This is a genomic window from Pseudomonas hormoni (assembly GCF_018502625.1).
Taxonomy (GTDB): domain Bacteria; phylum Pseudomonadota; class Gammaproteobacteria; order Pseudomonadales; family Pseudomonadaceae; genus Aquipseudomonas; species Aquipseudomonas hormoni.
Window position 1 is genome coordinate 5,215,883 of the sequence record NZ_CP075566.1, and the last position, 20,126, is coordinate 5,236,008.

Annotated in this window: 16 protein-coding genes; 12 read left to right on the forward strand and 4 right to left on the reverse strand. The window is 60.1% G+C overall.

The genetic code is table 11. The features are described 5' to 3' along the window. Position 1: 1 nt before the first annotated feature. The gene (locus KJF94_RS24305) at positions 2–952 is read right to left on the reverse strand and encodes a GlxA family transcriptional regulator (protein WP_214379367.1); all 951 of its coding nucleotides are present in this window, start codon (positions 950–952) and stop codon (positions 2–4) included. Positions 953–1,146: 194 nt separating this feature from the next. Between KJF94_RS24305 and KJF94_RS24310 the strand changes: the two genes are divergently transcribed. The 6 genes from KJF94_RS24310 (at position 1,147) to KJF94_RS24335 (ending at position 6,609) form a co-directional block, all read left to right on the forward strand. After that, entirely contained in the window at positions 1,147–2,091 is a 945-nt protein-coding gene (locus KJF94_RS24310; RefSeq protein WP_214379369.1) for a choline ABC transporter substrate-binding protein, read from the forward strand. 86 nt (positions 2,092–2,177) lie between these two features. After that, entirely contained in the window at positions 2,178–3,065 is an 888-nt protein-coding gene (gene cdhC, locus KJF94_RS24315; protein WP_017341199.1) for a 3-dehydrocarnitine:acetyl-CoA trimethylamine transferase CdhC, read from the forward strand. Positions 3,066–3,205: 140 nt separating this feature from the next. Beyond that, on the forward strand, positions 3,206–4,171 hold the full coding sequence (locus KJF94_RS24320) for an L-carnitine dehydrogenase (RefSeq protein WP_214379371.1): 966 nt from the start codon (positions 3,206–3,208) through the stop codon (positions 4,169–4,171). Between the two features lie 137 nt (positions 4,172–4,308). Continuing rightward, the gene (locus KJF94_RS24325) at positions 4,309–4,785 is read left to right on the forward strand and encodes a thioesterase family protein (RefSeq protein WP_214379373.1); all 477 of its coding nucleotides are present in this window, start codon (positions 4,309–4,311) and stop codon (positions 4,783–4,785) included. 13 nt (positions 4,786–4,798) lie between these two features. After that, positions 4,799–5,962 (forward strand): gamma-butyrobetaine dioxygenase, encoded by a 1,164-nt coding sequence (locus tag KJF94_RS24330; protein WP_214379375.1) that lies wholly within the window; start codon positions 4,799–4,801, stop codon positions 5,960–5,962. A 383-nt stretch (positions 5,963–6,345) separates the two neighbouring features. After that, the gene (locus tag KJF94_RS24335) at positions 6,346–6,609 is read left to right on the forward strand and encodes a hypothetical protein (RefSeq protein WP_214379377.1); all 264 of its coding nucleotides are present in this window, start codon (positions 6,346–6,348) and stop codon (positions 6,607–6,609) included. A gap of 165 nt (positions 6,610–6,774) precedes the next feature. Here the strand turns inward: KJF94_RS24335 and gbdR are convergent, their stop codons facing one another. After that, positions 6,775–7,878 (reverse strand): choline metabolism transcriptional regulator GbdR, encoded by a 1,104-nt coding sequence (gbdR, locus tag KJF94_RS24340; RefSeq protein WP_008033265.1) that lies wholly within the window; start codon positions 7,876–7,878, stop codon positions 6,775–6,777. A gap of 572 nt (positions 7,879–8,450) precedes the next feature. Continuing rightward, the gene (locus KJF94_RS24345) at positions 8,451–9,827 is read right to left on the reverse strand and encodes an L-serine ammonia-lyase (protein ID WP_214379379.1); all 1,377 of its coding nucleotides are present in this window, start codon (positions 9,825–9,827) and stop codon (positions 8,451–8,453) included. A 435-nt stretch (positions 9,828–10,262) separates the two neighbouring features. Here KJF94_RS24345 and KJF94_RS24350 point away from each other — a divergent pair, with 435 nt between their 5' ends. The 3 genes from KJF94_RS24350 (at position 10,263) to choV (ending at position 13,297) form a co-directional block, all read left to right on the forward strand. After that, positions 10,263–11,210 (forward strand): choline ABC transporter substrate-binding protein, encoded by a 948-nt coding sequence (locus tag KJF94_RS24350; protein WP_214379381.1) that lies wholly within the window; start codon positions 10,263–10,265, stop codon positions 11,208–11,210. Between the two features lie 66 nt (positions 11,211–11,276). Then, positions 11,277–12,122, forward strand: coding sequence for a choline ABC transporter permease subunit (gene choW, locus KJF94_RS24355; protein WP_133835662.1), 846 nt, complete (start codon positions 11,277–11,279; stop codon positions 12,120–12,122). Beyond that, positions 12,119–13,297 (forward strand): choline ABC transporter ATP-binding protein, encoded by a 1,179-nt coding sequence (gene choV, locus KJF94_RS24360; protein ID WP_214379383.1) that lies wholly within the window; start codon positions 12,119–12,121, stop codon positions 13,295–13,297. Before choW ends, choV begins: the two co-directional genes overlap by 4 nt. 254 nt (positions 13,298–13,551) lie before the next feature. On the opposite strand, the gene KJF94_RS24365 is transcribed toward choV, so the two are convergent. Continuing rightward, the gene (locus KJF94_RS24365) at positions 13,552–15,501 is read right to left on the reverse strand and encodes a BCCT family transporter (RefSeq protein WP_250548322.1); all 1,950 of its coding nucleotides are present in this window, start codon (positions 15,499–15,501) and stop codon (positions 13,552–13,554) included. Positions 15,502–15,879: 378 nt separating this feature from the next. Between KJF94_RS24365 and betI the strand changes: the two genes are divergently transcribed. The 3 genes from betI (at position 15,880) to betA (ending at position 19,976) form a co-directional block, all read left to right on the forward strand. Further along, positions 15,880–16,473: a transcriptional regulator BetI gene (gene betI, locus KJF94_RS24370; RefSeq protein WP_027926636.1), complete on the forward strand. Its 594-nt coding sequence runs from the start codon at positions 15,880–15,882 to the stop codon at positions 16,471–16,473. 106 nt (positions 16,474–16,579) lie between these two features. After that, entirely contained in the window at positions 16,580–18,052 is a 1,473-nt protein-coding gene (gene betB, locus KJF94_RS24375; RefSeq protein WP_150633754.1) for a betaine-aldehyde dehydrogenase, read from the forward strand. 220 nt (positions 18,053–18,272) lie between these two features. Further along, on the forward strand, positions 18,273–19,976 hold the full coding sequence (gene betA, locus KJF94_RS24380; protein ID WP_214379386.1) for a choline dehydrogenase: 1,704 nt from the start codon (positions 18,273–18,275) through the stop codon (positions 19,974–19,976). The last annotated feature ends 150 nt before the right edge of the window (positions 19,977–20,126 follow it).

Genomic DNA, 20,126 nt, shown 5'->3' on the forward strand with positions numbered 1-20,126 from the left:
ATCATTCGACCTGACTAACGCGCCGTCGATCTTCTCGCGGACACCGCGCAAACCGCGCCCGATAACTCCGGGTGAAATACGACGGTGATTCAAACCCGCACGCAATACTCACTTCCAGCACACTCATGTCCGTCTGCCGCAACAACTGCCGCGCCTTCTCCAGCCTTAACCGCAGGTAGAAATTGCTCGGCGTGTCGTTCAGGTGCAGGCGAAACAAGCGCTCCAGCTGCCGCCGCGTCACCTTGATCGACTCTGCCAATTCCAGCGTGGTCAGCGGCGGTTCGCTGTGTTGTTCCATTTCGCCAATAACATGAACGAGCTTCTTGTTGCTGATGCCATACCGCGTGGCGACTTCCATGCGCTGGTGGTCTTTGCGCGGGCGGATGCGGCCGAGTACGAATTGCTCGCTAACCTGGATCGCCAGTTCCGGGCCGTGGGCCTGGGCGATGAGGTCGAGCATCAGGTCGATGGAGGCCGTGCCGCCGGCGGAGGTGATGCGCCGGCGATCGATCTCGAACAGTTCCTGGGTGACGCTGAGCTGTGGATAAGACTCCTTGAAGGCGTCGATGGCTTCCCAGTGCAGGGTTATGCGATGGCCGTCGAGCAGGCCGGCTTCGGCGAGGACGAAGCTGCCGGTGTCGATCGCGCCGAGGGTCACGCCTTCGTTGTCCAGTCGACGCAGCCAGTGTTCCAGCGCCGGGGTGGCGAATTTCAGCGGTTCGAAGCCAGCGACCACCAACAGCGTCGCACCTTTCTTCAGCGGTTCCAGCGCCGCGTCGGCGTTCACCGACATACCGTTGCTGGCCAGCACCGCACCACCGTCTGCGCTCAGCACATGCCAGCGATACAGCTCGCCGCGAAAGCGATTGGCAACCCGCAGCGGCTCGATCGCCGAGATAAAACCGATGGCCGAGAAACCCGGCATCAACATGAAGTAGAAATCCTGGGACATGGAGCGCACTCGGTTGGCGGGTAGCGTGTGATGTTGATACGCCACTTGCGAGCGGCATTCAAGAGGGCAGGTCGCTGCAGTGCAAGAGCTGGTCGCCGCAGTGCGTTTTAGCGGGCCTCAAGCTGCGTAACTTGGCATCACCGGCGCACAAAGACGACCGGACCCACAATAACGAACTGCCGAGGAAACCTGAGATGAAACGACTGATCAGCAGCTGTGTTCTTGCACTCAGCGGTACCGCTTTCCTGAGCGCCAGCGTCATGGCCGCCGAACCCGCGTCTTGCCAGAACGTGCGCATGGGCGTCGTGAACTGGACCGACGTGATCGCCACCAGCGCCATGACCCAGGTCCTGCTCGACGGCCTCGGCTACAACACCAAACAAACCAGCGCGTCCCAGCAGATCATCTTCGCCGGGATCCGCGACCAGCGCCTGGACTTGTTCCTGGGCTACTGGAACCCGTTGATGACCCAGACCATCACGCCGTTCGTCGATGGCAAGCAGGTCAAAGTGCTTGAAGCGCCCAGCCTGAAAGACGCCCGCGCCACCCTCGCCGTACCGACTTATCTCGCCGACAAGGGCCTGAAAACTTTCGCTGACATCGCCAAGTTCGAAAAAGAACTGGGCGGCAAAATCTACGGCATCGAGCCCGGCTCGGGCGCCAACACCCAGATCAAGGCGATGATCGCCAAGAACCAGTTTGGCCTCGGCAAGTTCCAGTTGGTCGAGTCCAGTGAGGCCGGCATGCTCGCGGCGGTAGATCGCGCCGTGCGCCGCAAAGAGGCGGTGGTGTTCTTCGGCTGGGCACCGCACCCGATGAACGTCAACGTGCAGATGACTTACCTCACCGGCAGCGATGACGCGCTGGGCCCGAACGAAGGCATGGCCACCGTCTGGACCGTCACCGCGCCGACGTATGCCGAGCAATGCCCGAACATCGGTCGCTTGCTGAGCAACCTGACCTACACCGCCGAAGACGAGAGCCGGATGATGCAGCCGCTGCTGGATCACAAGGACGCGTTCGAATCGGCCAGGCAATGGCTGAAAGATCACCCGCAAGACAAACAGCGCTGGCTCGAAGGTGTGACCACCTTCGATGGCAAACCGGCGGCTGACAACCTGAAACTGACCAGCAAATAACCCGCTCACTTTTTATGAATCAAACCACCGATTCGCAGCCCGACCGGGCTGCGAACGGCATCACCACGCCTGCAAGGAACCCCCTCATGAACCACGACGTCATCATCACCTGCGCACTCACCGGTGCTGGCGACACGACCAGCAAAAGCCCACACGTGCCGGTCACCCCGAAACAAATCGCCGCTGCCGCTGTGGAAGCCGCCAAGGCCGGCGCCACCGTGGTCCACTGCCACGTTCGTAACCCCGAAACCGGCAAGTTCAGCCGTGACGTGGCGCTGTACCGCGAAGTCATGGAGCGCATCCGCGAGGCCGACGTCGACATCATCGTCAATCTCACCGCCGGCATGGGCGGCGACCTGGAAATCGGCGCGGGCGAGAACCCGATGGAGTTCGGCCCGAACACCGACCTGGTCGGCCCGCTGACCCGTCTGGCCCACGTCGAAGAACTGCTGCCGGAAATCTGCACCCTCGATTGCGGGACCCTGAACTTCGGCGATGGCGACACCATTTACGTGTCCACCCCGGCCCAGCTGCGTGCTGGCGCCAAACGCATTCAAGAGCTGGGCGTGAAGGCCGAGCTGGAAATTTTCGACACCGGTCACCTGTGGTTTGCCAAACAGTTGATCAAGGAAGGCTTGCTCGACGATCCGCTGTTCCAGCTGTGCCTGGGCATCCCGTGGGGCGCGCCGGCCGATACCACCACCATGAAAGCCATGGTCGACAACCTGCCAGCCAACGCCGTGTGGGCCGGTTTCGGCATCGGTCGCATGCAGATGCCGATGGCGGCGCAAGCGGTGCTGCTCGGCGGCAACGTGCGGGTCGGTCTGGAAGACAACATCTGGTTGGACAAGGGCGTGTTGGCGACCAACGGACAACTGGTCGAACGCGCCTCGGAAATCCTCAGCCGCCTCGGCGCCCGGGTTCTGACGCCGGCGGAAGGCCGGGCAAAAATGGGCCTGACCAAGCGCGGTTAAAACCCACACACAACCCTGTAGGAGCGAGGCTTGCCCGCGAAGACGGTATTCCTGCCGTAAGAAATCCGCCGGATGTACAGGCCTCTTCGCGAGCAAGCTTCGCTCCTACAGGGATTACCGAATTCTTTTAGGACGTCGCCATGAGCTTTATCACTGATATCAAAACCTTCGCCGCCCTGGGCAGCGGTGTCATCGGCAGCGGCTGGGTCTCCCGCGCCCTCGCCCACGGCCTCGACGTGGTGGCCTGGGACCCCGCGCCCGGTGCCGAAGCCGCCCTGCGCAAACGCGTCGCCAATGCCTGGGGCGCGCTGGAGAAGCAAGGCCTGGCACCCGGCGCTTCGCAGGATCGCCTGCGCTTTGTCACGACAATTGAAGAGTGTGTTCGCGATGCCGACTTCATTCAGGAAAGCGCCCCGGAACGCCTCGATCTGAAACTGGAACTGCACAGTAAAATCAGCGCGGCGGCCAAGCCCAATGCACTGATCGGTTCCAGCACTTCGGGCCTGTTGCCGAGCGAGTTCTACGAGAGCTCGACTCACCCGGAACGCTGCGTGGTCGGCCACCCGTTCAATCCTGTTTATCTGCTGCCCCTGGTCGAAGTGGTCGGTGGCAAAAATACCGCACCGGAAGCCGTTCAAGCGGCCATGAAAGTCTACGAATCCTTGGGCATGCGTCCGCTGCATGTGCGCAAGGAAGTGCCAGGATTTATCGCCGACCGTTTGCTCGAAGCGCTGTGGCGCGAGGCGCTGCACCTGGTGAACGACGGTGTGGCGACCACCGGTGAAATCGACGACGCGATCCGTTTTGGCGCAGGTCTGCGCTGGTCGTTCATGGGCACCTTTTTGACCTACACCCTGGCCGGTGGCGATGCGGGAATGCGTCACTTCATGGCGCAGTTCGGTCCGGCGCTGCAATTGCCGTGGACCTATCTGCCGGCTCCGGAGCTGACCGACAAATTGATTGATGACGTGGTGGATGGCACCAGTGATCAGCTGGGCAGACACAGCATTTCGGCGCTGGAACGCTATCGTGATGATTGCCTGCTGGCGGTGCTGGAAGCGGTGAAAACCACCAAAGAGAAGCACGGGATGGCGTTCGCCGACTAACCACCGCCACTAACTTGTAGGAGCGAGGCTTGCCCGCGAAGAGGCCGGTACATCCGACGGATCTCTTGCGGCAGGAATACCGCTTTCGCGGGCAAGCCTCGCTCCTACAGGTTTCAACCACTTTCGGATGTGACGACATGCCCACCCTCACCACCTACCAAACCACAATCATCCCCGACTGGGTCGACTACAACGGCCACCTGCGCGACGCCTTCTACCTGCTGATTTTCAGCTACGCCACCGACGCACTGATGGACCGTCTGGGCATGGACAGCAACAACCGCGAAGCCAGCGGCAACTCGCTGTTCACCCTCGAACTGCACCTCAATTACTTGCACGAAGTGAAGCTCGATGCCGACGTTGAAGTGCACACCCAGATCATCGCCCACGACAGCAAACGCCTGCACCTCTATCACAGCCTGCATCTGGTCGGTGATGACAAGGAACTGGCAGGCAACGAACAAATGCTGCTCCACGTCGATCTCGCCGGGCCGCGTTCCGCGCCGTTCAGCGAAGCAACTCTGGGCAAGCTGCAAGCCATCGTTGCCGAGCAAACCGACCTGCCTGCCCCCCACTACATTGGCCGAGTGATCGCTCTACCCGCAAAAAAATAACAAGGAGATCGCCATGAACACCGCCGCTGCGTTTGCCGACTTTCGTACTTATCCGTTGATCAGCGCGCTGAGTGGCGTGCAGGCCCTGGCGGATCGCATTCTTGTGACATGGGCTGATACCCGTATCAGCCCCTTTCATCATCAATGGCTGCGGGACAACTGCCCGTGCCCGCAATGCGTCTACACCGTGACCCGTGAGCAGGTGCTGGAAATCGTCGATGTTGCAGAGGACCTGACGACGGCAAATGCGCGTGTCGATGCTGAAGGTTGCCTGTGTGTCGATTGGCAGGACGGCCACCAGAGTCGCTTTGATCCAGGCTGGTTGCGGGCCCACGCCTATGACGACGAATCCCGCGCCGAACGCCGAGCCGGCAAACCGAAATCCAGACTTTGGAAAAGCGACTTGCCGCTGCCGGTGTTCGACTATCAGGCGCTGATGAACGACAACGACGCCTTGCTGCAGTGGCTGCTGGCCGTGCGTGATATCGGCCTCACCCAGGTCCGCGGCGTGCCCACCGAACCCGGCTCGCTGAAGCTGATTGCCCAGCGGATTTCCTTCATCCGCGAGAGCAATTTCGGCGTGCTGTTCAACGTGCAATCCAAGGCCGATGCCGACAGCAATGCCTACACCGCTTTCAACCTGCCGTTGCACAGCGACCTGCCGACCCGTGAGCTGCAACCGGGCCTGCAGTTCCTGCATTGCCTGGTCAATGACGCGGACGGCGGCGAGAGTATTTTTGTCGACGGTTTCGCGATTGCCCAAGCGTTGCGCGAGGAAGATCCCGAGTCGTTCAAAGCCTTGTGTGAAATCCCTGTGGAGTTTCGCAACAAGGACCGTCACAGCGACTATCGCTGCCTCGCGCCGATCATTGCTCTGGATGCGGTGGGGCATGTGTCGGAAATCCGCATGGCGAACTTTCTGCGTGGGCCGTTTGATGCGTCGGTGGATGAGATGCCCAGGCTGTATCGCGCCTACCGCCGGTTTATCGCCATGACCCGCGAGGCGCGGTTCCGGGTGATGACGCGGCTTAATCCGGGTGAGATGTGGTGCTTTGATAACCGCCGCACGCTTCATGCCCGCAATGCGTTCGATCCCGCCACGGGTGCCCGGCATTTCCAGGGATGCTATGTGGATCGGGATGAGTTGTTGTCGCGGATTCTCGTGCTGCAACGCTAGACCGAGTCATCGTTCATCGCCGGCAAGCCGGTCTCGCTCCCACAGTGGTTTTGCGTCGTGCACAAATCAACTGTGGGAGCGAGCCTGCTCGCGATGGCGCCAGTCCAGCCAACACATACCCTCCCGATTCCCAGGCAAAAAAAACCCCGATCAAGCCGTGACAGGATCGGGGCAGAAGGTACTGTTGAGGAGCCGTTGCGCGAGGGTGACCAAACCTTCGTGAAGCCAGCTGAATCCAGTGTGCCCACTCTCCCCGCTCGCAAGTTAGCCGAAAACGACCTGTTCATAGGTATTGCGGCCATTGCGACAAATCGTCCTTGCCGACGCCAACGGCCCCTACGAGAATCGAACCACGACACCGTTCCCTGAAGAAGGATTGCGTCATGATGCACGCCGATTTGATTGACCAGGAAGACCTGCTGGGCCAACTGAAGTCGTTGGGGTTTCAAGTACCGAACGGCTCCACCGCCGAGCAGGCTTGCGAATGTGCGGTGAGGGGTTTGAACGATGAACGGGCGATAGTGCTGCGCACCATGGTCAAGCAGATGTACACCAGCAGCGCGACCATCCTGCCGGCTGTGCGCCAGGCCATCGACAAGCAATTGCTGCCGGCGTTGGCGGAGTATCAGCAGAGTCGTAGCGCCTGATCTCTGAGGTGCAAACACTGTGGCGAGGGAGCTTGCTCCCGCTCGAGCGCGAAGCGGTCGCAAAACCAGCGAATGCTATCTGTCTGAAAGAATGCATTTTCTGGTTTTGGGGCTGCTTCGCAGCCCAGCGGGAGCAAGCTCCCTCGCCACAAAAGCTCCTTTGGTTTAAAGCCTTACGCTAGCGAAAGTCGACTCATTGCGCGCCTGACTCAACGCCGACAACGGCCCGGACAACGGCGACAGCACCAATGCTTGCGGCAGCGGCATCATCGCCACTTGCTGCGTGGTGTTGGAACCGACGCGTTCGTCACGCGGCGGAATGCCGAAGTATTCGCGGTAGCACTTGGAGAAATGCGGCGTGGACACGAAGCCGCACACCGACGCCACTTCGATGATCGACATCGGCGTTTGCTTGAGCAGCTGCCGGGCGCGGATCAAGCGCAGTTTCAGGTAGTAACGCGACGGCGAGCAGTGCAGGTATTTCTGGAACAACCGCTCTAGCTGGCGACGGGACACGGCGACATACACCGCCAGTTCGTCGAGGTCGATCGGTTCTTCGAGGTTGGCTTCCATCAGCGCGACGATTTCCTGCAACTTCGGCTGGTTGGTACCGAGCATGTGCTTGAGCGGCACGCGCTGGTGATCCTGTTCGTTACGGATGCGCTCGTAGACGAACATTTCCGAGATCGCGGCCGACAGTTCACGACCATGATCGCGGCTGATCAGGTGCAGCATCATGTCCAGCGGCGCAGTGCCGCCAGAGCTGGTGAAACGGTTACGGTCGAGGGTGAACAAACGGGTGCTCATGGCCACGCGCGGGAAGGCTTCCTGCATCGAGGCCAGACATTCCCAGTGCACGCTGCAATCGAAACCGTCCAGCAGGCCGGCGCAGGCCAGGGCCCAGCTGCCGGTGCAGACGGCACCGAGGCGCTTGGATTGACGCGCCTGGCTTTGCAGCCATGAGACGTGTTCGCGAGTAACAGTGCGCTGAATGCCGATACCGCCGCAGACAATGATGGTGTCCATGGACGGTGCTTTGTGCATGGAGGCGTCGGGGGTGATCTGCAGACCGTCACTGGCCCAGACCTGACCGCCGTCGACGGTGAGCGTGGTCCAGCGATACAGCTCGCGACCGGACAATTGGTTGGCCATACGCAGGGGTTCTACGGCGGAGGCCAGAGAAATCAGCGTGAAATTGTCCAGCAGCAGAAAGCCGATGGATTGAGGCGCACGGTTCTGGGGTTGAGCCCCGGAGTTGAACGTCGTCATCGCGGTATCTCCTCACACAAAGCGGGTGATGGCCTCAGGCGGAGGCTCTTGTTATTGCCATCGTTCTCGCGTGGGAGACGGGCTTTGTAATGACAGAGCAATTGCCATGCCTAAAATTGAATGCGCGTTCAATAACTCCTGAAAACGACGTCGCAGCGTGTCTATATAAGCCGCGTCGCGAGTGGGGGTTATAAGCAGCAGGAAGGGCAGCAAGCGCTCTGCTCCGTTGCGTGTGAGCAAATCGGTAGCACTTGTGGGAACAGGCTTGCGGCGCCTCAGGAAAGAGTGTCACCGCAAGCACGGGGGACGGGCGGTCAGGGTCGAGTTGGACGCCTGACTTGCTGCAAGTGGCTTATCTGTAAGCGACGCGCCAAAACGTGGCGCGTTTTAATTTCCGTGTTCACTTAGCGCGCAGTTTTGACTGGTCTGACGTGGCCAATGAGATCTTGTGGCGAGGGAGCTTGCTCCCGTTCGGCTGCGAAGCAGTCGCAAAGCTTTGGGGCCGCTTCGCGACCCAACGGGAGCAAGCTCCCTCGCCACAAAAGCCTCCTCAGCACAAGGTCAACCCGGTATCAGCACTCCACCGCACTCACCGCCAACCCACCCCGCGATGTCTCTTTATATTTGTCATGCATATCCGCCCCGGTATCACGCATGGTGCGAATTACCCGATCCAGCGAGATAAAGTGCTGACCATCGCCGCGCAACGCCATTTGCGCCGCGTTGATCGCTTTCACCGCAGCAATCGCATTGCGCTCGATGCACGGCACTTGAACCAGTCCGCCAACCGGATCGCAGGTCAGACCGAGGTTGTGCTCCAGGCCGATTTCCGCCGCATTACACAACTGCTCCGGCGTGGCGCCAAGGATCTCCGCCAACCCCGCCGCCGCCATGGCGCAAGCCGAACCGACTTCGCCCTGGCAACCGACTTCCGCCCCGGAAATAGAGGCGTTCTTCTTGCACAGAATCCCCACCGCTGCGGCGCTGAGGAAATAGTCGACTACGTTGGCGTCGGTGACCACTTCGCTGAACTTCATAAAGTAGTGCAACACCGCCGGAATGATCCCCGCCGCGCCGTTGGTCGGCGCCGTGACCATGCGCCCGCCGGCGGCGTTTTCTTCGTTGACCGCCAGGGCGAACAGGTTGACCCATTCCATCGCGCTCAGTGTCGAGCCGATTACGTTGGGCTTGTTCAACTCCTGCAGGCTACGGTGCAATTTGGCCGCACGACGGCGCACATTCAGGCCTCCGGGCAGGATGCCTTCGTGCTTGAGGCCCTGCTCGACGCAATCCTGCATCGCCCGCCAGAGCTTCATCAGCCCGGCGCGGATTTCTTCTTCGCTGCGCCAGACCTTCTCGTTGGCCATCATCAATTCGGCAACACGCAAGTTGTGCTGCTTGCAGAGGCTGAGCAGCTCGACGGCGCTGGAGAAATCGTAAGGCAACTCGGTGCGATCCAGATCCACAACACCGCTGGACGCTTGTGCTTCATCGACGACGAATCCGCCGCCGATGGAATAGTAGGTGTCGCGATGCAGCTCGCCGTCATCGCCTTCGGCGATCAGGGTCATGGCGTTGGGGTGGAACGGCAGGTTTTCGTCGATCAGGCGCATGTCCCGGGCCCAGATGAACGGCACTGACAAACGGCCGTCGAGCAACAGCGTGTGGGTTTCGCGCAGGGTTTCAATGCGGATGCCGATTTGCGACGGATCGATCGCGTCCGGCCACTCGCCCATCAAGCCCATGATCACCGCGTTGTCGCTGCCGTGACCGATGCCGGTGGCGGACAGCGAACCATAAAGCTGAACTTCGACGCGCCGCACTTGTTCCAAAAGACCCTGCTCACGCAAACCTTGCACGAACAGCGCCGCGGCGCGCATCGGCCCCACGGTGTGCGAACTGGAAGGGCCGATGCCGATTTTGAACAGGTCGAAAACGCTGATAGCCATTACTGCCGAACTCCTGGATGTGCCAACTCCAGGCGCAGAAGCGCCCGGTGACGGAGCTGCTACGCTCAAGCTGCAATCCGCCGAGATGGCCGCATCATCAGGCTTTTACGGTGTCGTTCGACGTCTCACACCGACGCACTCATGCCCACCAACGCCGTGTGCGTTTTACGCCATGTTTTCGCCATTTTTTTGCGATGCAGAGGGGGAAAAGGGGCTGAAAAAATCTGTAAACGACGTCACCGACACTGGATGCGACCATCCCTGTACTGGTTACGACGCACCCTGTAGGCGTCAGATTTTCACTGGTACATGATCGTATCGACTCGATTGCAAGGCGCCGTGGTAGAGCTGTCTCCAAAACGCCATCCAACCGCAACCTATAAGTGCGGTGGTCCAGTCGGAACACTGCCAAAAAAAACACCAAGGAGTCCATCCATGAAAGGTTCCCCGTCGTTGTTGTTGGCCGCCATGCTGAGTCTGCCGTTACTGGCTCAAGCCGCAGAACCCGCTCAGTGCAGTACCGTAAACTTCTCCGATGTCGGCTGGACCGACATTACCGCGACAACCGCCACCACCAGCGTCGTTCTCGATGCCTTGGGCTACAAGACCAAAACCACCATGATTTCCGTGCCGGTGACCTACAAGTCCCTGGCCGACGGCAAGAACATGGACATTTTCCTTGGTAACTGGATGCCGACCATGGAAAACGACATCAAGGCTTACCGCGATGCCGGTACCGTGGATGTCGTGCGCACCAACCTCACCGGCGCCAAGTACACCCTCGCCGTGCCGCAGGCGCTGTACGACAAAGGGCTGCATGACTTCGCCGACATCGCCAAATTCAAGAAAGAACTCGACGGCAAGATCTACGGCATCGAACCGGGTAACGACGGCAACCGTCTGATCCAGAGTATGATCGACAAGAACGCCTTCGGCTTGAAGGACGCCGGTTTCAAGATGGTCGAATCCAGCGAAGCCGGCATGCTGTCGCAAGTCGACCGCGCCCAGAAACGCGACACCGCCGTCGTATTCCTCGGCTGGGCGCCGCATCCAATGAACAAGCGTTTCAAGATTCAGTACCTGACGGGTGGTGACGACTTCTTCGGCCCGGACTTCGGTGCTGCCACCGTGGCAACCAATACCCGCAAGGGGTACGTCCAGGAATGCAGCAACGTTGGCCAGCTGCTGAAAAACCTGGAATTCACCGTCGACATGGAAAGCTCACTGATGGGCAACATCCTGGACGACAAGATGAAGCCTGACGCGGCCGCCAAGGCCTGGCTTAAAAAGAATCCACAGGTCCTCGATACCTGGCTCGCTGGCGTGACTACCATTGACGGTAAACCAGGCCTGGAGGCCGTGAAAGCCAAGCTCGCGCAGTAATCGCTTACGCCGGGCGGGTTCGCTCGCCCGGGCTGTTTATTTCCTTGCATGCGGACGTTCACTACCATGCTGATTGATCAGAAAATACCTCTAGGCCAGTACATCGCGGGCTTCGTTGAATGGTTGACGCAACACGGCGCCAACACTTTCGACGCGATCGCCGTGACACTGGAAACGATGATCCACGGCGTGACTTTTGCGCTGACCTGGTTCAACCCGCTGGCATTGATCGGCCTCATCGCGCTACTGGCACACTTCATTCAACGAAAGTGGGGGCTGACCGTTTTCGTCATTGCCTCCTTTCTGCTGATCCTCAATCTGGGGTACTGGCAGGAAACCATGGAAACCCTCGCCCAGGTGTTGTTCGCCACCCTGGTCTGCGTGGTCATCGGCGTACCGCTGGGCATCGTCGCCGCGCACAAACCGATGTTCTACACCCTGATGCGTCCGGTGCTCGATCTGATGCAGACCGTACCGACCTTCGTTTACCTCATTCCTACCTTGACCCTCTTTGGTCTGGGTGTGGTCCCGGGTCTGATCTCCACGGTGGTGTTTGCGATTGCCGCGCCTATCCGCCTGACTTACCTGGGTATCCGTGATGTTCCCGCAGAATTGATGGACGCCGGCAAAGCCTTCGGCTGTTCGCGCCGTCAACTGCTCGCACGCATCGAACTGCCCTACGCCATGCCAAGCATCGCGGCCGGTATCACCCAGTGCATCATGCTGTCGTTGTCGATGGTAGTGATCGCGGCACTGGTGGGCGCCGACGGCCTGGGCAAACCCGTGGTCAACGCACTGAACACTGCTGATATCGCCCTGGGCTTCGAAGCCGGCCTGGCGATCGTATTGCTGGCGATCATGCTCGACCGTATCTGCAAACAACCCGACGCTAAAGTAGGGGGTGACGCATGAGCATTATTCGCTTCGAAGACGTCGACGTAATCTTCTCCAAAGATCCGCGCGAGGCGCTCAAGCTCCTCGACCAGGGCATGACCCGCGACCAGATCCTGAAAAAGACCGGCCAGATTGTGGGCGTTGAAAAAGCCAGCCTGGACGTCGAAAAAGGTGAAATCTGCGTATTGATGGGCTTGTCCGGCTCCGGTAAATCCAGCCTGCTGCGCTGCATCAACGGGCTCAACACCGTCAGCCGTGGCAAGTTGTTTGTCGAGCACGAAGGCAAGCAGATCGACATCGCGTCCTGTACCCCGGCAGAACTGAAAATGATGCGCACCAAGCGTATCGCGATGGTGTTCCAGAAGTTCGCCCTGATGCCTTGGCTGACGGTGCGCGAGAACATCAGCTTCGGTCTTGAAATGCAGGGCCGCCCCGAGAAAGAACGGCGCAAACTGGTGGACGAAAAGCTTGAGCTGGTGGGCCTGACCCAGTGGCGCAACAAAAAGCCCGACGAGCTCTCCGGCGGCATGCAGCAGCGTGTCGGCCTGGCCCGCGCGCTGGCGATGGACGCCGACATTCTGCTGATGGACGAACCGTTCTCGGCCCTCGACCCGCTGATCCGCCAAGGCCTGCAAGACGAACTGCTGGAGCTGCAAAGCAAGCTGAACAAAACCATCGTGTTCGTGAGCCACGACCTCGATGAAGCACTGAAACTGGGCAGCCGTATCGCGATCATGAAAGACGGCCGGATCGTCCAGTACAGCAAGCCAGAAGAAATCGTGTTGAACCCGGCGGACGACTACGTGCGGACCTTCGTCGCGCACACCAACCCGCTGAACGTGTTGTGCGGTCGCAGCCTGATGCGCACCCTCGACAACTGCAAACGCATCAACGGTTCGGTCTGCCTCGATCCGGGCGGCGATTCGTGGCTGGACCTAGCCGAAGGCAACACCATCAAAGGCGCACGCCAGAATGGTTCGGCCCTGGATCTGCAGAACTGGGTGCCGGGTCAGGCCGTAGAAGGCCTCGGTCGTCGGCCTACCCTGGTGGATTCGAACATCGGCATGCGCGATGCGCTGCAGATTCGTTATCAAACCGGCAACAAACTGGTGCTGCACGACAACAACCATGTGGTCGGGATTCTCGGTGACAGCGAGCTGTATCACGCGCTGCTCGGCAAGAACCTGGGCTAAGACCGCAGACACAAAAACGCCGCGAGAGGATCGCGGCGTTTTTGTTGGTGCAGATATTTGGCTTGGAATACTGACAACTGTGGCGAGGGAGCTTGCTCCCGCTGGGTTGCGAAGCAACCCTAAAACCAGACACTGCGGTATTTCAGACAGACCGCGTTATCCGGATTTGCGACTGCTGCGCAGTCGAACGGGAGCAAGCTCCCTCGCCACAAGGGATCTGCGGTGCAGCAACTAGCACCGCATCACCTCATATCTCAGCTATAGACACGGCCAAGGAGCTGCCGATGGCTTTCAAACTGATCGAGCACGTCGCGGGTGATCTGATCCTGAGTGAAGCCCATCAGGTCATAATCCTGGCTGCCGTTGTGCAGGTACACCTCGGCGCGGTAGTAGCGCGCACGCGGTTCATCAGCACTTTCAGCCGACACCATGTCGCTCGCCGCAGCCAGATAGCCATCCAGGCTCACTTCGTAGACAAAAGGGTTGCCCTCTTCCATCTCGATCCGCAGGCCCATGCAGCGCTTGGCCTTGCCCAGCAACGTTTGCACGTCCAGACCTTTACCACGCAATTGCACCACGGCCTCTTCCAGCGCGGGGCTGACTTGCTTGTCCATGAAACGCTGAACGATCGATTGATTCGGTTGCAGGTCCAGTTGAGTCAAACGCTCGCTGAAACCACGACGACCGCGTGCAGCCAGTTCCGCTTGCTCCTGTTCGATCTGCACGTCCTGGCGCATGGCCTTGTGCAAGCCGAACATGAAGAACACCAGCACCACCGAGAACGGCAGACCGGCCAGCACCACCATGGTTTGCATGGCTTCGAAGTTACCGGCGAACAGCAGGCCGATAGTCACCAGGGTGATCACCGCCGACCAGAAGATCCGCAGCCAGTGCGGCGCATCTTCGTCGACATTGCCGCCCTTGCACGAAAGGTTGGCCATCATCACCGCGCCGGAATCCGCCGGGGTCAGGAACAGCACGAAACCAACGAAGATCGACACGCCGATCACCACTTTCGACGCCGGGTAATGCTCCAGCAACTGGTAGATCGCCATGGAAGGCTGTTCCAGCGCCGTCTTCCCGAGTTCCACCGCCCCATGGTTCATCACCAGGTCCAGGGCCGAGTTACCGAAGATCGACAGCCACGCCAGGGTGAAACCCAGCGGGATCAGCAGCACGCCGGCCACCAGTTCACGCACCGTACGACCACGGGAAATACGCGCGATGAACATGCCTACGAATGGCGCCCAGGAAATCCACCAGGCCCAGTAGAACAGGGTCCACAGGCCCAACCAGCGGTCGGACTTCTCACTGTCGCCTTCGTACACATAGAGGTCGAAGGTCTTCAGCACCACGCCGTTCAGGTAGTCGCCGATGTTCTGCACGAAGCCGTTGAGCAGGTGCAGGGTCGGGCCGAACAGCAGCACGAAAATCAGCAGGCCGCTGAACAGCACGATGTTCAGGTTGGACAGACGACGAATGCCGTTTTCCACGCCGGACACGGCCGCAATGGTCGCCACGGTGCTCATCACGATGATCACAATCAGCAGGTTGGTGTTGCTGTGTTCCATGCCGAACAGGTTTTCAAGGCCCGACGACACTTGCAGCGAACCAATCCCCAGGTTCGTCACCAGCCCCAGCAGGGTCACGAACATGCCGAAGCCGTCCACCGCGTGACCGGCCGCGCCTTTGACCCAACGCTCGCCCACCAGCGGATACAGCGCCGAACGCAACGCCAGCGGCTGGTTATGGCGGTAGGCAAAGTAAGCAACGGCCAGGCCGACCAGTGCGTAGATCGCCCAGCCATGCAGGCCCCAATGCAGGAAGGTCAGTTGCACCGCCTGACGCGCGGCCATGTTGCTGGCCGAAACGCCTTCCGGCGGGTTGAAGTAGTGGTCCAGCGGCTCGGAAGCACCGAAGTACAACAGCGAGATGCCGATACCCGAGGAGAACAGCATCCCCGCCCAGGCGCCATAACTGAAGTCCGGGGTGTCGTCCTTGCTGCCCAGTTTGAGCTTGCCGTAGGACGAAAACGCCAGGCCAACCACGAAAACCAGGTAAGCGGCGATCACCACCATGTAGTACCAGCCGAAGCTGCGGGACAACCAGGCCTGAGCCACTCCGAGCATTCTGCCAGCCTCTTGCGGGGCGATGATCAGAATGGCGGTCAACAGCAGGATCAGCGCGGTAGAGGTGTAGAACACCCAACCGTTGACCGTCACCTTCTCGGGCGGGGTCTTTATAAGAGAGGCAGAACTCATGGCACAGATGCTCCGGCAGTGCGAGAGAAGAACACAAGGCAACGCGATACCCGACCAATCGGTTAGTTGGCAGCCGACCGGCGGGTGATATAAAGACACCCCGAAAAAAGCCCGAAGCCTGTGGACGCCGTTGCGTATAGGTTTCGAGCCGTTTTGGATGTCGGTTTATCGCCATTTACACGTAGGAAAAATCTGTAAGCAGCGACGATTTGTCGCAGATCTTATTCTTTGTTGATTGAACGTTCAATCAAAACAAAATAGACTGGCCCTCAATCCGATAGACGTTTTGCGTCTGCCGGAAGGCCTAAGGAGATGTGCAAGATGCCCAAGGTCGGTATGCAACCCATCCGCCGCCAGCAATTGATCGAAGCCACATTGCTGGCCGTCGATCAGGTCGGGATGGGGGACGCCAGCATTGCGCTGATCGCCCGTTTGGCCGGTGTCTCGAATGGCATCATCAGTCACTACTTTCAGGACAAGAACGGCCTGATCGCTGCCACGGCGCAGTACCTGATGAGTGTCCTCAGCGAGAACGTCACCGCGCGCCGTCAGGCGCTGACAGATGACAGCCCGCGGGCGCATCTGCAGGTGATCATCGAAGGCAACTTCGACGCCAGCCAGGTCAATGGCCCGGCAATGAAAACCTGGCTGGCCTTCTGGGCCACCAGCATGCACCACCCGTCTTTGCACAGGTTGCAGCGGATCAACGATCACCGTCTGTATTCCAACCTGTGCTGCCAGTTCCGCCGCGTATTGCCGCTCGATGATGCGCGCAGTGCAGCCCGTGGCCTGGCAGCGTTGATTGACGGTTTGTGGTTGCGCGGCGCGCTGTCGGGAGATGCTTTCGACACCGAGCAGGCGCACCGGATCGCTTACGAATACATGGATTTCCAACTGGCCAAGCGGGTGAGTTAGAGCACACATAAAACGCTCAACCCCTGAACGCTACCGATGTGATGCCAACTGCTTCACGGCACGCCCGGTGGTTAACGCCAACCACTTATGCACTTGCGAGGACTTTATGGCCCGTTTCGAACTGCAAAAACTCTACATCGATGGCGGCTACAGTGACGCCAGCAGCGACGCCACTTTCGAAGCCATCAACCCGGCTAACGGTGAAGTCCTCGCAAAAGTACAACGCGCGACCAAGGAAGACGTTGAGCGCGCTGTCGTCAGCGCCGAAAAGGGCCAGAAAATCTGGGCCGCGATGACCGCCATGGAGCGTTCGCGCATCCTGCGTCGCGCCGTGGACATCCTGCGCGAGCGCAACGATGAACTGGCCGCCCTGGAAACCCTGGACACCGGCAAGTCGTTCTCCGAAACCAAGTATGTCGACATCGTCACCGGCGCTGACGTGCTGGAGTACTACGCTGGCCTGGTTCCGGCCATCGAAGGCGAGCAGATTCCGCTGCGCACCACTTCGTTCGTCTACACCCGTCGCGAGCCGCTGGGCGTCGTGGCCGGTATCGGCGCGTGGAACTACCCGATCCAGATCGCCCTGTGGAAATCCGCTCCAGCCCTGGCGGCCGGTAACGCGATGATCTTCAAGCCAAGCGAAGTTACTTCCCTGACCACCCTGAAACTGGCCGAGATCTACACCGAAGCAGGCCTGCCAGCCGGTGTGTTCAACGTCCTGACCGGCAGCGGCCGTGAAGTCGGCACTTGGCTGACCGAGCATCCGCGCATCGAAAAAATCTCCTTCACCGGCGGCACCGACACCGGCAAGAAGGTTATGGCCAGTGCTTCTGCTTCGTCGCTGAAAGACGTGACCATGGAACTGGGCGGCAAATCCCCGCTGATCATTTTCGACGACGCCGACCTCGATCGCGCCGCCGACACCGCGATGATGGCCAACTTCTACAGCTCCGGTCAGGTCTGCACCAACGGTACCCGCGTGTTCGTACCGACTCACCTGAAAGCCGCTTTCGAAGCCAAGATCGCTGAGCGCGTTGCCCGTATCCGCATCGGCAACCCGGAAGACGAAAACACCAACTTCGGTCCTCTGGTCAGCTTCGCTCACATGGAAAGCGTGCTGGGTTACATCGCCAAAGGTAAGGAAGAAGGCGCTCGCGTGCTGTGCGGCGGTAGCCGTCTGACCGAAGGCGAATTCGCCAAAGGCGCATTCGTGGCCCCGACCGTGTTCACCGACTGCACTGACGAGATGACCATCGTGCGCGAAGAAATCTTCGGCCCGGTCATGGCGATCCTGACCTACGAAACCGAAGAAGAAGTGATCCGTCGTGCCAACGACACCGACTTCGGCCTGGCCGCTGGCGTCGTCACCAAGGACCTGAACCGCGCTCACCGCGTGATTCATCAACTGGAAGCCGGTATCTGCTGGATCAACGCCTGGGGCGAGTCCGACGCGAAGATGCCGGTCGGCGGCTACAAGCAGTCGGGTGTTGGCCGTGAGAACGGCATCAGCTCGCTGAACAACTTCACACGCATCAAATCGGTACAGGTCGAACTGGGCGATTACGCCTCGGTGTTCTGATCTGACGCGGTTCTGGAGTGGCGGCCCTATGTGGCGAGGGAGCTTGCTCCCGCTGGGCTGCGAAGCGGCCCCAACTCCAGGCACCGCGTTTCATTCAGACAGAACTCGGTCGCTGATTTTGCGACTGCTGCGCAGCCGAGCGGGAGCAAGCTCCCTCGCCACAAGGTAAGTGGCGCCTCGGCCACCGCAACCTGACCAACTTCAAAGAGGGTGCATTTCAATGTCCCAAGAATTCGATTACATCATCATCGGTGCCGGCTCGGCCGGTAACACCCTGGCGACCCGTCTGACTGAAGACGAAGGCGTCACCGTCCTGCTGCTCGAAGCGGGCGGTCCGGATTACCGCATGGATTTCCGCACGCAAATGCCGGCTGCCCTGGCGTTCCCGCTGCAAGGTCGTCGCTACAACTGGGCCTACGAAACCGATCCAGAACCACATATGGACGGTCGCCGGATGGAATGCGGTCGCGGCAAGGGCCTCGGCGGCTCCTCGCTGATCAACGGCATGTGCTACATCCGCGGCAACGCGATGGACTACGACAACTGGTCGAAACTGCCAGGTCTGGAAGACTGGACCTACCTCGACTGCCTGCCGTATTTCCGCAAGGCAGAAACCCGTGACATCGGCCCGAACGACTACCACGGTGGCGACGGCCCGGTCAGCGTGACCACGCCGAAAGCCGGCAACAACCCGCTGTTCCACGCGATGGTTGAAGCAGGTGTGCAAGCCGGTTACCCGCGCACCGAAGACCTGAACGGTTACCAGCAAGAAGGCTTCGGCCCGATGGACCGTACCGTGACGCCGAACGGCCGTCGCGCCAGCACCGCCCGCGGTTACCTGGACATCGCCAAGAAGCGCTCGACCCTGACCATCGTCACCCACGCCCTGACCGACAAGATCCTGTTCGAAGGCAAGCGTGCAGTCGGCGTGCGTTACCTGATCGGCGCCGCTGAAGAGCGCGTTGAAGTCCGCGCCCGCAAAGAAGTGTTGCTGTGCTCCGGCGCCATCGCTTCGCCGCAGATTCTGCAACGCTCCGGCGTCGGCCCGGCCGAGCTGCTGAACAAGCTCGACATCCCGGTGGTACACGACCTGCCAGGCGTCGGCGAAAACCTGCAGGATCACCTCGAGCTGTACCTGCAATACGCCTGCACCCAACCGGTCTCGCTGTACCCGTCGCTGCTGCTGCGCAACCAGCCAGCCATCGGTGCCGAGTGGCTGTTCAACGGCACCGGCATCGGCGCCAGCAACCAGTTCGAAGCCGGCGGTTTCATCCGTACCCGTCCGGAATTCGATTGGCCGAACATCCAGTACCACTTCCTGCCGGTCGCGATTAACTACAACGGCAGCAACGGTGTGAAAGAGCACGGCTTCCAGGCGCACATGGGTTCCATGCGTTCGCCGAGCCGTGGTCGCATCCAGGCCAAGTCCAAGGATCCTCGCGAGTACCCGAGCATCCTGTTCAACTACATGGCCACCGAGCAGGACTGGCAGGAATTCCGCGACGGCATCCGCCTGACCCGTGAAATCATGCAACAGCCTGCGCTGGATGCCTTCCGTGGTCGCGAAATCAGCCCGGGCATTGAAGTGCAAACCGATGAGCAGCTCGACAAGTTCATCCGCGAGCACGCCGAAACCGCGTTCCACCCGTCCTGCTCGTGCAAGATGGGCACCGACGACATGGCCGTGGTCGATGCCGAAGGTCGTGTGCACGGCATGCAAGCCCTGCGCGTGGTCGATGCCTCGATCATGCCGATCATCACCACCGGCAACCTGAACGCGCCAACGATCATGATCGCCGAGAAAATCGCCGACAAGATCCGTGGTCGCAAGCCATTGCCGCGCAGCACGGCCGATTACTACGTGGCCGGTGATGCACCGGTGCGTGGCAAGCCGTTGCGGGATGTGAGCCTGACTGCTCAGTAAGGCGTAATACCGAGGCGCGCCCTTCGCGGGCAAGCCTCGCTCCTACAGGAATGGCGTTGTACCGAAAGTTCGTGATCGACACCCAACAACCCTGTAGGAACGAGGCTTGCCCGCGAAGAGGCCATTACAACAACCACACAACTTCCTGAC

Bases quoted from the DNA above. Each gene is read 5' to 3' on its own strand.
- KJF94_RS24305 (WP_214379367.1), bottom strand. From the start codon at position 952: ATGTCCCAGGATTTCTACTTCATGTTGATGCCGGGTTTCTCGGCCATC.
- KJF94_RS24310 (WP_214379369.1), top strand. From the start codon at position 1,147: ATGAAACGACTGATCAGCAGCTGTGTTCTTGCACTCAGCGGTACCGCT.
- cdhC (WP_017341199.1), top strand. From the start codon at position 2,178: ATGAACCACGACGTCATCATCACCTGCGCACTCACCGGTGCTGGCGAC.
- KJF94_RS24320 (WP_214379371.1), top strand. From the start codon at position 3,206: ATGAGCTTTATCACTGATATCAAAACCTTCGCCGCCCTGGGCAGCGGT.
- KJF94_RS24325 (WP_214379373.1), top strand. From the start codon at position 4,309: ATGCCCACCCTCACCACCTACCAAACCACAATCATCCCCGACTGGGTC.
- KJF94_RS24330 (WP_214379375.1), top strand. From the start codon at position 4,799: ATGAACACCGCCGCTGCGTTTGCCGACTTTCGTACTTATCCGTTGATC.
- KJF94_RS24335 (WP_214379377.1), top strand. From the start codon at position 6,346: ATGATGCACGCCGATTTGATTGACCAGGAAGACCTGCTGGGCCAACTG.
- gbdR (WP_008033265.1), bottom strand. From the start codon at position 7,878: ATGACGACGTTCAACTCCGGGGCTCAACCCCAGAACCGTGCGCCTCAA.
- KJF94_RS24345 (WP_214379379.1), bottom strand. From the start codon at position 9,827: ATGGCTATCAGCGTTTTCGACCTGTTCAAAATCGGCATCGGCCCTTCC.
- KJF94_RS24350 (WP_214379381.1), top strand. From the start codon at position 10,263: ATGAAAGGTTCCCCGTCGTTGTTGTTGGCCGCCATGCTGAGTCTGCCG.
- choW (WP_133835662.1), top strand. From the start codon at position 11,277: ATGCTGATTGATCAGAAAATACCTCTAGGCCAGTACATCGCGGGCTTC.
- choV (WP_214379383.1), top strand. From the start codon at position 12,119: ATGAGCATTATTCGCTTCGAAGACGTCGACGTAATCTTCTCCAAAGAT.
- betI (WP_027926636.1), top strand. From the start codon at position 15,880: ATGCCCAAGGTCGGTATGCAACCCATCCGCCGCCAGCAATTGATCGAA.
- betB (WP_150633754.1), top strand. From the start codon at position 16,580: ATGGCCCGTTTCGAACTGCAAAAACTCTACATCGATGGCGGCTACAGT.
- betA (WP_214379386.1), top strand. From the start codon at position 18,273: ATGTCCCAAGAATTCGATTACATCATCATCGGTGCCGGCTCGGCCGGT.